Origin of the sequence: Leuconostoc gelidum subsp. gelidum KCTC 3527 (genome assembly GCF_000166715.1) — a bacterium.
In the GTDB taxonomy this organism is placed as follows: Bacteria; Bacillota; Bacilli; order Lactobacillales; family Lactobacillaceae; genus Leuconostoc; species Leuconostoc gelidum.
In genome coordinates, this window is sequence record NZ_AEMI01000036.1 from 83,915 (window position 1) to 96,863 (window position 12,949).

General features: G+C 35.8%; 12 protein-coding genes. 7 read left to right on the plus strand and 5 right to left on the minus strand.

The window, feature by feature from the left end; translation table 11 throughout:
• Positions 1-14 precede the first annotated feature (14 nt).
• The 3 genes from EUI_RS0108225 to EUI_RS0108235 all read left to right on the plus strand — a co-directional run bounded on the left by EUI_RS0108225 (position 15) and on the right by EUI_RS0108235 (position 3,397).
• Complete coding sequence (locus EUI_RS0108225; protein WP_010017387.1) at positions 15-1,196, plus strand: pyridoxal phosphate-dependent aminotransferase; 1,182 nt, start codon at positions 15-17, stop codon at positions 1,194-1,196.
• A 120-nt stretch (positions 1,197-1,316) separates the two neighbouring features.
• Complete coding sequence (gene asnS / locus EUI_RS0108230; RefSeq protein ID WP_010017388.1) at positions 1,317-2,624, plus strand: asparagine--tRNA ligase; 1,308 nt, start codon at positions 1,317-1,319, stop codon at positions 2,622-2,624.
• Between the two features lie 134 nt (positions 2,625-2,758).
• Entirely contained in the window at positions 2,759-3,397 is a 639-nt protein-coding gene (locus EUI_RS0108235; RefSeq protein ID WP_010017389.1) for a DnaD domain-containing protein, read from the plus strand.
• On the opposite strand, the gene EUI_RS0108240 is transcribed toward EUI_RS0108235, so the two are convergent.
• The gene (locus EUI_RS0108240) at positions 3,389-3,673 is read right to left on the minus strand and encodes a hypothetical protein (RefSeq protein ID WP_010017390.1); all 285 of its coding nucleotides are present in this window, start codon (positions 3,671-3,673) and stop codon (positions 3,389-3,391) included. The genes EUI_RS0108235 and EUI_RS0108240 overlap by 9 nt on opposite strands.
• A gap of 70 nt (positions 3,674-3,743) precedes the next feature.
• Here EUI_RS0108240 and EUI_RS0108245 point away from each other — a divergent pair, with 70 nt between their 5' ends.
• From EUI_RS0108245 to EUI_RS0108255, 3 genes are all read left to right on the plus strand, one after another.
• Positions 3,744-4,877: a THUMP domain-containing class I SAM-dependent RNA methyltransferase gene (locus tag EUI_RS0108245; protein ID WP_010017392.1), complete on the plus strand. Its 1,134-nt coding sequence runs from the start codon at positions 3,744-3,746 to the stop codon at positions 4,875-4,877.
• 220 nt (positions 4,878-5,097) lie between these two features.
• Positions 5,098-5,628, plus strand: a complete 531-nt coding sequence (locus EUI_RS0108250; protein ID WP_224154474.1) for a GNAT family N-acetyltransferase — start codon at positions 5,098-5,100, stop codon at positions 5,626-5,628.
• A 150-nt stretch (positions 5,629-5,778) separates the two neighbouring features.
• Positions 5,779-6,381 (plus strand): nitroreductase family protein, encoded by a 603-nt coding sequence (locus tag EUI_RS0108255; protein WP_010017394.1) that lies wholly within the window; start codon positions 5,779-5,781, stop codon positions 6,379-6,381.
• A gap of 53 nt (positions 6,382-6,434) precedes the next feature.
• On the opposite strand, the gene EUI_RS10910 is transcribed toward EUI_RS0108255, so the two are convergent.
• The 4 genes from EUI_RS10910 to EUI_RS0108275 form a co-directional block, all read right to left on the minus strand.
• Entirely contained in the window at positions 6,435-6,569 is a 135-nt protein-coding gene (locus EUI_RS10910) for a hypothetical protein (RefSeq protein ID WP_010017395.1), read from the minus strand.
• Between the two features lie 45 nt (positions 6,570-6,614).
• On the minus strand, positions 6,615-8,267 hold the full coding sequence (locus EUI_RS0108265) for a glycoside hydrolase family 13 protein (RefSeq protein WP_010017396.1): 1,653 nt from the start codon (positions 8,265-8,267) through the stop codon (positions 6,615-6,617).
• A 124-nt stretch (positions 8,268-8,391) separates the two neighbouring features.
• Entirely contained in the window at positions 8,392-10,167 is a 1,776-nt protein-coding gene (locus EUI_RS0108270; protein WP_010017397.1) for a glycoside hydrolase family 13 protein, read from the minus strand.
• 78 nt (positions 10,168-10,245) lie between these two features.
• Positions 10,246-11,349 carry an ABC transporter ATP-binding protein gene (locus EUI_RS0108275; RefSeq protein ID WP_010017398.1) on the minus strand — a complete coding sequence of 368 codons (1,104 nt, stop codon included), beginning with the start codon at positions 11,347-11,349 and terminating at the stop codon, positions 10,246-10,248.
• Between the two features lie 366 nt (positions 11,350-11,715).
• Between EUI_RS0108275 and EUI_RS0108280 the strand changes: the two genes are divergently transcribed.
• A complete protein-coding gene (locus tag EUI_RS0108280) occupies positions 11,716-12,948 on the plus strand; it encodes an extracellular solute-binding protein (RefSeq protein ID WP_010017399.1) in 1,233 nt (410 codons plus the stop codon).
• Position 12,949 lies beyond the last annotated feature (1 nt).

Genomic DNA, 12,949 nt, shown 5'->3' on the forward strand with positions numbered 1-12,949 from the left:
TTTAAGGAGAAAAAATGATTTCAGAAAAAGCGAAGGCGGTTCAACCTGCAGCAACGTTAGCAATGAGCAAATTAGCTAAAGATATGCAAGCAGAGGGCATTGATGTTATCAACCTAGGTGTTGGTGAATCTGATTTTCAAACGCCAAAATATATTGCAGAAGCAGCAATTTCAGCTATTGAATCAAATAAAACTAGTTTTTATACGCCAACTAGTGGGGTGAAAGAATTAAAACAGGCCATTGTTAATCAGGTTGCGCAACGCTATCAAGCTAGTATTGAATTGAAAAATGTTACGGTGACAACAGGTGCTAAATTATCATTATATGTCTTAATGCAAACACTTTTAAACCCAAATGATATTGTTGTTGCAGCGGCACCGTTATGGGTAAGTTATATTGAACAAATTAAACTAGCGGGTGGGATAGTACGAACTATTCAGCCAAAGAATGATGAACTAAAACTAACCGTTGATGATCTAGAAAAATTAGCCGACCATGTCAAGTTAATTATTGTCAATTCACCAACAAACCCGACTGGCCAGGTTTATTCACGTCAAGAATTGGTAGAACTATTAGATTGGGCTAAAAAACATGATACATATATTATTTTAGACGAAATTTATGGTCAACTTGTTTATAATGGTGCGGTATTCACCTCAGGGTTACAAATTAAAACACTTGAAAATAGTCGTATGATTATTGTTGATGGTGTTTCAAAAGCTTATGCGATGACAGGATGGCGTATTGGGTGGACTTTGGCTTCTTCTGAAATCATCACTGTCATGAATAAGCTGCTTGATCATATAACATCAAATCCCACGGCGGTCGCACAATATGCAGCAATCGCTGCACTAAATGGCAATCAAAGTAGTGTTGAAACAATGCGCTTAGCCTTTGAAAAAAGATTGAATACAACGTTTAATTTATTAAATACTGTGCCTGGTTTACAGGTGTCTACTAAGCCACAAGGCGCGTTTTATTTGTTTCCAAAAGTATCAGCGGAAATATTGTTAGCTGCGGGTGTAGCTAACACAAGTGAATTATCAATGAAAATTTTAGAAGAAGCACACGTTGCCATGCCCTCTGGTGAAGGTTTTGGTATGGCAGGCTATTTACGTATGGGCTATGCCAAAGAGCAAGAAGTACTAAACGAAGCAGTAAGACGATTGACTGTGTTTTTTCAACAATATATTTAATTAAAAATTAGGAGAAATGTGTCTGCAATTGTTAAGTAATTTTGGATGATGTGTGACTGACATGGTCATATGAGATCAACTGATTATTTTAATTCTTGTAGACATGTAAAAGATATATCCATGGTACAAGAAATTCCCACAATACAAATAATTGACGCTAAAAATTATGTCGGTCAAACAGTTAAGATTGGCGCTTGGTTACGTCAAAAACGCGGGTCAGGAAAATTGGCTTTTTTGCAGTTGCGTGATGGTTCTGCTTTCTTTCAAGCTGTGGTTGTAAAGGCAGATATTTCAGAAGCACTTTTTGAATTAGCGAAGAATTTGAAACAAGAAACAAGCCTATATGTGACTGGTAAAATTCATGAAGATGCACGGTCTTCATTTGGCTATGAAATGGCTGTTTCAAACATTGAGATCATTGGTGAAAGCCATGATTATCCGATTACACCAAAAGAACATGGCACAGATTTTTTGTTTGATGAACGGCACTTGTATTTACGTCATTTAAAGCCTTTTGCGACATTAAAAATACGTAACACACTAATTGCAGCAACTTATGAATTTTTCAATAATGAAGGATTTACAAAATTAGATTCTCCTTTGTTGACTGGATCAGCTCCTGAAGGTACTACTGACCTATTTGAAACCGACTATTTTGGAGAACCTGCGTTTTTGTCACAAACTGGGCAGTTATATGCTGAAGCAGGGGCGATGGCATTTGGTAAAGTCTTTACATTTGGACCAACATTTCGTGCTGAAAAGTCTAAAACACGTCGTCATTTGACAGAGTTTTGGATGATTGAACCAGAGATGGCTTTCATGCATCAAGAAGAAAGTTTGGTTATTCAAGAACGTTATATTTCATTTCTAATTTCAAAAGTTTTGGAGAAAAATGAGCAGGAATTAGATATTTTAGAACGTGATAAAGGCCTACTTCAATCATATACTGAATTACCTTATCCACGTGTGAGCTATGATGATGCGATAAAGTTACTACAAGATAATGGATTTGATGTTGAATGGGGTGTTGACTTTGGTTCACCTGAAGAAACGTTTTTAGCCAATCATTTTGCTAAACCAGTATTTATTGTGAACTTCCCTAAAGCAATTAAGGCATTTTACATGAAACGTCATGCTACACGTGAAGACGTTGTTGTGTCGGCAGATTTGTTGGCACCAGAGGGCTATGGGGAAATTATTGGTGGTTCAGAGCGTGACACGGACTATGACTACCTGAAGCAACGGATCGAAGAAGAAGGGTTGAGTCTTGAAGAATACGGTTGGTATCTAGATTTGCGCCAATATGGTTCCGTACCACATGCGGGATTTGGTCTTGGTTTGGAACGGTTGGTAACGTTTGTGACTGGTGAAGAACATATTCGTGAAGCAATTCCATTTCCTCGTATGACTAATCGTTTGCGACCTTAACTTAAAATTTTAAAACTGTCTTTTTGAAACGATTATTTAAAAAACATGTTAGACTATAATAAGATGGAAAAACGTCCAGGTAAGGCTTGGACGTTTTTAAAACGATATCGCAACAGAGTGAAAGTGGTAGGAATATGGCGTTAGATAAGCGTTTACAACAATATATTCATGCAGGTCAATTAAGCATTAGTAATGATTTATTACTACACTATCAAGAAATTGGCATGGATAATGATGATTTAGCTATTTATTTACAAGTGACACGTATTCAAAATCAAGGAGATTCAGCAAATCCAACTACTTTAGCTCGCGTTTTACATTTGACTGAAAGTGTTATTGTTGCACGTCTTAAAAGTTTAATTACGCGTGAATTGATGATTATTGCGTCTGCAACCAAGCAAGTTGAAACCTATGATTTCACGCCGATGATTGAAAAATTGTTACAAGGAAAACAGGTCTCTGAGAAACCTATTATTTCTGACGGTAAGTCAGCACGAAGAGAAATATTTCAAACAATAGAAGCAGAATTTGGTCGACCGTTAACACCAATGGAAATGCAAACAATTAGTCATTGGTTTGATCAAGATCATTTTGAACCTGATTTGATGTTACTAGCGATACAAGAGGCTGTTGCTAATAATGCGCGTAGTTTAAGATATATTGAAACAATATTAGTCAACTGGCAACGTGACAGTATTAAGACACCCGCACAAGCTCAAATTGCCAAGCAAAAAAGACGAGGTGTAACCTACACCTACGACAATTTATTTTAATATAATATGAGGGACAGTATCATTTAAGGACAAATGAAATCCAAAAATGGGTTGTTGCTTGGTAGATAACAATTGGGTTTCACCACTCATATCATGTAAACGTGCGGTTAGTTGAGAGAGTGTCATTGGCTTTCCCCCGGTAACGATTTGTAAGTTGGGGGAATTAGGAATGTAGCGTATTTGTGAGAATGCCAAATTTGTATCAGCTTCTTGATAAAACAACAAACTTTTTGGTGACATATATTGCGTTAGATTTTCGAAGTCTATTAATTTCATATAAACCACCATATTAGAATATAGATTAATTAAACAATGTTTTACTAAATATTATTATAAAGGAAAACTAATGGAAAAAACATATCATTTAATGGCAACAGCAGCAGCGGGACTTGAGTCGCTTGTTGGGAAAGAACTTGAACGTTTGAATTATGAACATCAAGTTGAAAATTACCGTGTCCGGTTTGATGGAACGGCCCGAGATATTTTGAATACGAATGTGTGGTTACGTACTGCAGATCGCATTAAAATTATTGTTGGTGAATTTGAAGCAACAACATTTGATGATCTGTTTGAGGGTGTGAAAGCATTACCTTGGGAAGAATATTTAAATTACGATTCAGAATTTCCAGTTGCTGGTCGATCAAAGAAATCAGAATTGTTTAGTGTACCTGATGTCCAAGCAATTACAAAAAAAGCGATTGTTAGTCGCTTGCAGGATGCCTATCATATTCATACACGCTTGCCTGAAAACGGTTATTTTGCGCAGTTAGAAGTTATGATTGATAAAGATCATGTGATTATTACACTTGATACAACTGGACCCTCATTGTTCAAACGTGGGTACCGTGTTAATAAAGGTGGTGCACCATTAAAAGAAAACTTTGCAGCTGCATTGGTTTTATTAACTAATTGGCATCCGGACAGACCTTTTGTAGATCCAACGACTGGTTCTGGTACGATTGCTATTGAAGCAGCTTTGATTGGTCGAAATATTGCACCTGGATTAATTCGTGATTTTGACGTTGAACAAATGGATTGGTTTGACAAATCATTATCTGAAACAGTTCGTGATGAAGCTGAGGCACAAGCGGATTATGATCGTGATCTTGATATAGAAGCGTTTGATAACGATGAAAATATGATTGAAATTGCGATTGAAAATGCAAAACATGCGGGTCTTAGTAAAGACATTGTTTTCACACATTTAGCAGCTAAAGATTGGCAAACTGATAAGGTCAATGGTGTGCTAGTTTCTAACCCACCATATGGTGAAAGATTAGGTGAGTTAGAAGCAGCCCAAGAGCTATACGTAGAGATGGGGGATGTTTATCGTCAACTGCCAAGTTGGAGTAAATACATTTTGACAAGTGATTTGGAGTTTGAAACATCTTATGGCGAAAAGGCAACAAAACGCCGTAAATTATATAACGGTGCAATGCGTGTCGATTATTTCCAGTACTGGGGCAAACGTATCAAGTAAAAAGAGGAAGTTTTGATGCATCATGCATTAAAACTTTTTTCTTTGAGTACACATTTAAAATATTAAAAATTATTATTGTTATTGCGTAATTTTAAAAAATGAAATTCAAATGGCGTATCAGTTAATGCAATGCGTTAGATTTTTGTTCTGAAAACGGCTTTTGCGTATGGTAAAATAAATAATTTGTATAAAGGAGTGATTACAGTTGTCGTAATCAAATATGAATATGCTAGTATATATGCGTCAAGCGCAAAATAACGATTTAGTTGCTATCGTTGCTATTATTGAGGCTGCACGGTTTTATCTTAAACAGCAAGGGATTAATCAGTGGCAATTGGGTTATCCAAATCAAGAAACTATTTTAAATGATTTAAATCAAAAAAATGGCTATGTACTTATTGCCGAGGATCAAGTAGCTGGCTACGCTGCAATTGTACCAGGAGAAGAGCCAAATTATACAAAAATTGAATCTGGTCATTGGTTAAACAAAGCGACTGACTATGTGTCTATTCATCGATTTGCATTGTCACCGCTCTATAGGGGACAAAAATTGACACAGCGATTTATGACAGCTATTTTAACCTATTTTTTTGAGCAGCAGGTGATTGATTTTAGAATTGACACGCACCCTGAAAATATGGCGATGCAAGCTGTTATACGAGACAATGGCTTTACTAGACAAGGTATTATACGCATTAATGAAGGCGGTGATAGTAGTATACGATGGGCATATCAATTATTGTTAGCATAGCGCCATTTACTATTTACTTATTAAAAGTAAGCTGTTATGATAAGTGTATTAATTTATTTGAATAAAAAAGTATACTTAAGGAGAGAACCTGTGTAACACCAAATATTTAACTCATATGTCAAATAGTGGGTAGCATACAGAAAAATAATTATGACATTTACAGATTTACAAAAACAACGTCGAACGACATACACTTTGGGTAAAAAAATAACGCAAACGCCAGAAGAGATTTTTGAAATTGTGAAATCTGCTGTTAAATATGCACCGACAGCATTTAATAATCAAACTGTACGTATAATTTTACTAACAGGTGACTTTCATGAAAAGTTATGGCAATTAACAGCGGATCGCTTAAAAACAGAAGTGTCAGATAAGACAGCCTATAATAATACACTTGCCAAGCTTAATAGTGCATTTAAGACTGGGTATGGGACTATTCTATTTTTTACAGATACGTCTGTTGTTAAATCTTTTGAAGAAAATGTGCCGTTATATGCAGAAAATTTTTATGACTGGTCAGAACAAGGACATGGTATTGCTGAATATGCGACATGGCTGGCGCTAACAGAGATTGGCCTTGGTGCGTCATTGCAACATTATAATCCATTGATTGATGAAAAAGTGGCAGAAATTTTTAACGTGCCATCAGCATGGCGTTTACGGGCACAAATGCCTTTTGGTTCCATTGAGTCGCCAGCGGACGATAAAACGTTTGTAGTGGATGAAGACCGTTTTAAGTTGTTTAAGTCATAAACTGTTTGACGTTGTTAAATTAAAAACAAGTAGAAAACCATTGTTGAGGTTTCCTACTTGTTTTTTGTTTGTGTAAACTTCGCTTTTAACGCCGCCACTTGTTCTGCTTTGGTCAATTGTGTTTGTTGACCTGACTTGTAATTGGCATTTGCTTGTTTTTGTTTAAAATCAATTTGATAACGTCCCATAGTATACCTCCTTTATAGCCTGAAACATAAGTATAACGCATATACTCAATTTTTCCAAATCATGGCTTGATAAGGCAATAATGTCATTTTGGGGTTAATCTCTGTAAATGGACCAGAGGAGCATATTATCGGCCACCAAGTTTCTAAAAAAATTGAATCTGGCAAAACAATGGACAAAGGTTTATCGTCTAAATTGATCATTATTAAACGTTTTTGATCAGCTATTTGACGAATAAAAATTAAAATGTTTTCAATTTCCGTTCGTATCAATTTAAAATCACCAGTTTGTAAAACAGCATCATGACGCCGCAAATGAATGAGTTGCCGATAATAATGTAAAATCGACTGATCATCTAGCAGTTCATCGTGTAAATTAATACTAGCGCTGTTAGTATTTGTAAGAATCCATGATTCTTTTTGGGCTTCATTAGATTGTGAAAAACCGAACTTTGACCATTGCATTGGTGTTCGAGCATTATCACGAGACCAACTTGTTGCTTCAGTTAAGGCCTTTTTTACGGATAATCCTTTGAGAACTAAACGTTCATAATTATCTTGTGTGGCTACATCATTAATGTCATCTGGGGAGGGAAAATGAATATTTGTCATCCCTAACTCTTGCCCCTGGTAAATAAAAGGTGTACCACGTAAAGTTAGAAGTAGTGTTGCTAGAGATTTTCCGGCTGCTTGTGTATTAGCACCATACACTGTAATCGCACGTGGTTGGTCATGATTTTCAACATATAGTCCTAACCAACCTTGTTTATTTAAAGCTTCTTGCCAATTTGCTAAAATAGTTAAAAAAGACTCGCGTTCGGCACGTGGTGGTATTGTAGACTGTCTGACTTGATGTTCAAGTTCAAAAATCATGTCGATAAATCCTACTTGCCCAGTCCAAATACGAGCTGTATCTGAGTGTACGCCACCGGCCTCACCGACAGTCATTAGATTACGTTTGGCGAATGTTTGATGCAATAAATCAAGGTATTCATCAATGCCTTGATTGTTTGAGAAAATGCTGAATTTGTCATTTCCGATAGGTTGAAATACATTAAAGTTACTCTTTTTCAGATGGCTTAGTGCATCTAAACGAAAGCCATCGATACTTTGATCGGCCCACCAGTTAATCATGTCAATAATTTTGTGTTGTACTTTTGAGTTCTCCCAATTTAAATCTGGTTGTTGAGGGGAAAACAAATGAAAATACCATTCATTTGTTGCTTCGTTTAATTCCCAAACAGGATCATTTGTGAAATTTTTCCAGTCATTTGGACGGGTGTCATTAATATTATCCTGCCAAATATAGAAATTGTGGTAGGGGTTATCTTTAGATTTGCGTGCTTCTTGAAACCAGTGATGTTGGTCGGAAGTATGATTAACAACTAAATCCATAATAACGCGAATATTTAATTTATGGGCTTCATCTAAGAGCCTTTTGAAATCTTCAATAGTGCCATAATCTTCCGAAATATCTTGAAAGTCAGAAATATCATAACCATTATCAATATTGGGAGATTTATATATAGGGTTAATCCAAATAAAGTCAATACCAAGCCATTTAAGGTACGTCAAATGATTTATGATACCTTTTATATCACCAATTCCATCATTATTTGAATCTTGAAAAGATCGCGGATAAATTTGATAGCCGATCGCTGTTTTCCACCAAGGAAGAGATGAAGTCTCACTAAGTTCCATAAATATACTCCTTCAAAATATTTTTCATACTATAGAATATATAACATGATTGTAGTAATGAATTTTTAGAAGTTGATAATAGCGTTTAAAAGCAAAGAAAAAATACCATTAATCTTTGTGTAATTTATAATTGATGGATAAAAACTACAAAACCATCTGGTGATAGTGTTTCATGTTGATATTGATTAAAAAAAATAGGATATGAATTTGGTTGCTTCACGACAGTATAATCAGAATCAGTCGTATTGAAAAGTGCTGTTATAGTCATATTTTTTAATGTACGATTTAAACCAACGATGCTATCTTCGTTAGACCAAGAGAGGTTACCATCTGTTAATATTATTTGATAATTTCGGCGTAATTTGATTAATTTTTTGAAATAATCATACATTTCGTGATCTTGTAGATGTTTGTTCCAAACCATTGGCTTGCGATTATCGGGATCTTGATCACCAGTCATGCCATATTCTGTGCCATAATAAATATCCGGTGTACCTTGCTGTAAAAACATAAAAGTAAACATTTGTTTGACAATATTTTTGTTATTTTTAGCGACAGATAAAATGCGAGGTGCATCATGTGAATCTAACAAATTAAACATCATTTGATTAGTTTGATCACGGTTGAGTAGGAGCTGATTATTTAATTGATTAATCATTTGTGTAGCGGTAATTTGTTTTTTGGCAAAAAAATCACTAATGGCACTAGTAAATGCGTAGTTCATGACCCCAGTAAACTCATCACCTTGCAGCCAAGATTGAGCGCTTGTCCAAATTTCACCAATAATATAAAAATCAGGTTTGATAGCTGTAGTAGCTTGTTTGAAACGTTTCCAGAAATGATGATCAACTTCGTTAGCAACATCTAAGCGCCATGCATCAATATTGAATTCTTTTATCCAGTAAGTTGCAATGTTTAACAAATAATCTTGTACTTCAATATTGGCGGTGTTTAGCTTAGGCATGTGTGGTGTGAATGCAAAAGTGTCATAAGTCGCATCTTTTGTTTCTTCAAAATTATTAGTGGCTGTGTATGTTGCAGGCCAAGAACGAACATGAAACCAGTCAGCGTATTTAGAATTTTGACCATTTTTAAGAACATCTTGCCATTGCGGACTTTTATCGCCAATATGGTTGAAAACAGCATCCAACATAATTTTGATACCATGATCGTGTGCTTTTTTGACCAACTCTTTAAAATCCTTTTTAGTGCCAAATTGTGGATCAATTGTTAAATAATCTTGTGTATCATATTTATGATTTGTTGGTGATTTAAAAATGGGTGTGAAATAGATACCATTAATTCCTAAATCAATTAAGTGGTCTAGATGATTAATAATGCCACGCAAGTCGCCGCCATAAAAGTCTGTTCGGGTTGGGTGTCTTTCAGAATCCCAAGGTAAAGTATTCTGGTTATCATTAGTGTGATCACCATTGGCAAATCGCTCAGGAAAAATCTGGTACCAGATCGTGGATTTCACCCAGTCGGGTGCCTTAAATCGGTCAATTTCTTGAAAATAGGGCATTTTGAAATAGTTACTAGCACCCATTAATCCATCATTTTCATCTGCAGACTTTGTGATACTTTCAAATCCTCGGTCTCCAAAAAACAAGGTTTGTTCATCGGTATCAGTGATAAGGAATCCGTAATTTAGACGATAAGTAGCAGCAGATAATTTAGTTTCCCAGTATTGGTGTGTATCAGTTGCTAAAGTTTTTTTCATACTTATGTCGGCATATTTTTGCCATGTCCCATCAGTCCAATTATAGGGATCACCAGAAACAATTGTGACAGTTTTAATATCATCGAGAGCAGTTCTCAGACGAACCCGCATTTCTTTTTTGGTGTAAAGATAAGCGTATTCAGACTCTGGACGATGATAAATTGCTGCTTTGTTCATAATTAGTCCTCCGTAAGACAGATAAAATTATTAATAGATAGCTGGTTAATGTTAACGATTATTATCAAACTGTTATAATTATAAAATTCGATTTGTTGTTTCTGGGTCAAAAAAATGCCCCTTATTCATGTTTAATGCAAGTTTTATTTCTTCACCAGGTTGGTGGTAGTCACGCGTGTTGACCCGGGCAATTAATTCGTGTGTGCCAATTTCAGTATAAAGCATTGAATCTGCACCCATGAGTTCAGCGATGTTTACTTTTGCCGTGACTACATTGTTGGAGTATGTATCCAAAGCCACTTGTTCGGAGAGCACATCTTCTGACCGGATACCAAATACAACACTTTTCCCAGAGTAATGATTAGATGAGAGTACTTTAGACATACCATCTGGTATCACAAATCTTAGGCCATCTGCAGTTGTCAGCATGCCTGCTTCATATTTACCTGTGATGAGGTTCATAGAGGGCATACCAATAAAGGTTGCTACAAAAATATTTATTGGTTCATTATATAATTCTTGCGGTGTACCCACTTGTTGAATGTCACCACGATCAATAATGACGATACGATCGGCTAATGTCATAGCCTCGGTTTGATCATGTGTCACATAAATCGTTGTAGCGTTAATTTTTTTGTGGATTTTTGTAATCTCTGCACGAATTTCGACACGTAGTTTAGCATCTAAATTTGAAAGTGGCTCGTCCATTAGCAATACTTTTGCATCACGAACAATTGCGCGGCCCATGGCAACACGTTGTCGTTGACCTCCTGATAAATCTGCTGGTTTGCGATCTAAGTAATCTTCAATGCCCAATATCTTTGCCGCGTTGTGCACACGTTTTTCAATGTCATCTTTTGGCATTTTACGCAGTTTTAAACCAAACCCGATATTATCGTAAACAGTCATGTGAGGATACAGTGCATAATTTTGAAAAACCATAGCAATATCGCGATCCTTGGGTGAAACATCATTCATGAGTTTGTTATCAATATAGAATTCCCCACCTGAAATTTCTTCGAGACCAGCGATCATGCGCAAAACTGTTGATTTTCCTGATCCAGAAGGACCGACAAAAACGATAAATTCTTTGTCATGTATTGCTAAATTATAGTCCGTAACCGACGGCGTATCCATATGTGGATAAGTTTTTTTGATGTGCTCTAAACGTATTTCTGCCATTTTAATATCCTCGGATTTTCTGAATAGTTTTAACGATAAATTATTAGCCCACTAGTATATCAGGGAGATAATCAAAAAACGTGTAAGCGCTTTCACAAATTTATTATATAACACGCTAAATATAATGCAAGCGTTTTCTTAAAAATAGCTATACCATTTATTTTTCCAAAAAAAATAATTGATTATTAACATAGGGAGAACAATGTTTTATCCTATACACTAAGCTGCATGAACACAATAGCAATGATTATAAATGTCTAGACCAATATTTTTTAAAAAATAATGAAAGCGCTTGCATAAAGTGCGTGTTTGTTTTATGATGAACTCGAACAATAAAACAAAGAGAATATCTTGGAGGATATTATCATGACTAGTACAACGGTAAAAATTGGTGCGGCTGCAGCGGTTGTTATAGTATTGGCTGCAGGCGGGGTCACAGCAGTAAAAATGCATACGTCAGCTCAGAATCAAACATCAAAAACTCAAAATCTGAAATTGTGGGTTGATACTGCTACGAAACCAATATATGTCACAGCGGTTAAGAATTTTGAAAAGCTTAACCCCAAAGTTAAAATTACAATCAAGTATACTAATTCGACAGATGCCTTAAAAAATTTGCAAAAAGATCCATCTGCTGCGGCCGATGTCTTCATGTTCCCACATGATCAAATTGGTTCATTAGCTTCTCAAGGTTTGATTTATCAAAGCACAAAGTATGCTAAAAATTTAAAGGCCACGCAGATTTCAAATGCTATGGCTGGAGCCACCTATCAAGGAAAAACATATGGCTATCCTTACGCGATAGAATCACAAGTGTTGTATTACAACAAGACACAATTAAATGATAATGATATCAAAACTTGGACAGAAATTACAAGTAAAGGGAAGATGGGATCTAATTTAGGGGCCGCTGGCGCTAACTATATCTTCTCGCCGCTTTTTTATACGGAAGGCGATACGTTGTATGGCGAAAATGGGGAACAATCAAAAGGGACAAATATTGACAATGAAAACGGTGTAGCCGTTTTGTCTTGGATAAAGGCCCAGAAAAGTAACCCTGGTTTTGTACAAGCTAGTACAAACACATTAAATCTGTTACAGTCAAAAAAGATTTCAGCCACGATATCTGGTCCTTGGTCTTACAATGATTATAAAAAAGCATTAGGCGATGATTTAGGTATTGCGCCATATCCAACAGTCAATATGGGTAACGGTGAAAAGCAAATGCAGGCATTCTTGGGAGTGAAATTGTTTGGTGTTAAACAAGCAACAAAAGAACCATTAGCCGCAATGAAGTTAGCAAACTACTTGTCTAGTGATAAAGTTCAAGAATTAGGTTTCAAGAATTCTCACTACATTCCATCATCAAAAGCAGTGCAGGCATCGACTGATATTAAAAACGATGATTTAGCAAAAGCAGTTGTTAAAATGTCAGAAACTGGTTTTTCAACACCAATGCCTAAGTCTCCAGCAATGGCTAATTTTTGGGCATCATCGGATGCGTTATTCAATGATACCTACAAAGGCAAAATTTCAGAACAACAAATGTTGCCAAAGTTGAAAACATTAGTTAAAAATGCATCTAAAAGTGTGAATTAAT

Excerpts from the sequence above, each read along its gene's own strand:
- EUI_RS0108225 (WP_010017387.1), top strand. The coding sequence starts at position 15 with ATGATTTCAGAAAAAGCGAAGGCGGTTCAACCTGCAGCAACGTTAGCA.
- asnS (WP_010017388.1), top strand. The coding sequence starts at position 1,317 with ATGGTACAAGAAATTCCCACAATACAAATAATTGACGCTAAAAATTAT.
- EUI_RS0108235 (WP_010017389.1), top strand. The coding sequence starts at position 2,759 with ATGGCGTTAGATAAGCGTTTACAACAATATATTCATGCAGGTCAATTA.
- EUI_RS0108240 (WP_010017390.1), bottom strand. The coding sequence starts at position 3,673 with ATGAAATTAATAGACTTCGAAAATCTAACGCAATATATGTCACCAAAA.
- EUI_RS0108245 (WP_010017392.1), top strand. The coding sequence starts at position 3,744 with ATGGAAAAAACATATCATTTAATGGCAACAGCAGCAGCGGGACTTGAG.
- EUI_RS0108250 (WP_224154474.1), top strand. The coding sequence starts at position 5,098 with ATGAATATGCTAGTATATATGCGTCAAGCGCAAAATAACGATTTAGTT.
- EUI_RS0108255 (WP_010017394.1), top strand. The coding sequence starts at position 5,779 with ATGACATTTACAGATTTACAAAAACAACGTCGAACGACATACACTTTG.
- EUI_RS10910 (WP_010017395.1), bottom strand. The coding sequence starts at position 6,569 with ATGGGACGTTATCAAATTGATTTTAAACAAAAACAAGCAAATGCCAAT.
- EUI_RS0108265 (WP_010017396.1), bottom strand. The coding sequence starts at position 8,267 with ATGGAACTTAGTGAGACTTCATCTCTTCCTTGGTGGAAAACAGCGATC.
- EUI_RS0108270 (WP_010017397.1), bottom strand. The coding sequence starts at position 10,167 with ATGAACAAAGCAGCAATTTATCATCGTCCAGAGTCTGAATACGCTTAT.
- EUI_RS0108275 (WP_010017398.1), bottom strand. The coding sequence starts at position 11,349 with ATGGCAGAAATACGTTTAGAGCACATCAAAAAAACTTATCCACATATG.
- EUI_RS0108280 (WP_010017399.1), top strand. The coding sequence starts at position 11,716 with ATGACTAGTACAACGGTAAAAATTGGTGCGGCTGCAGCGGTTGTTATA.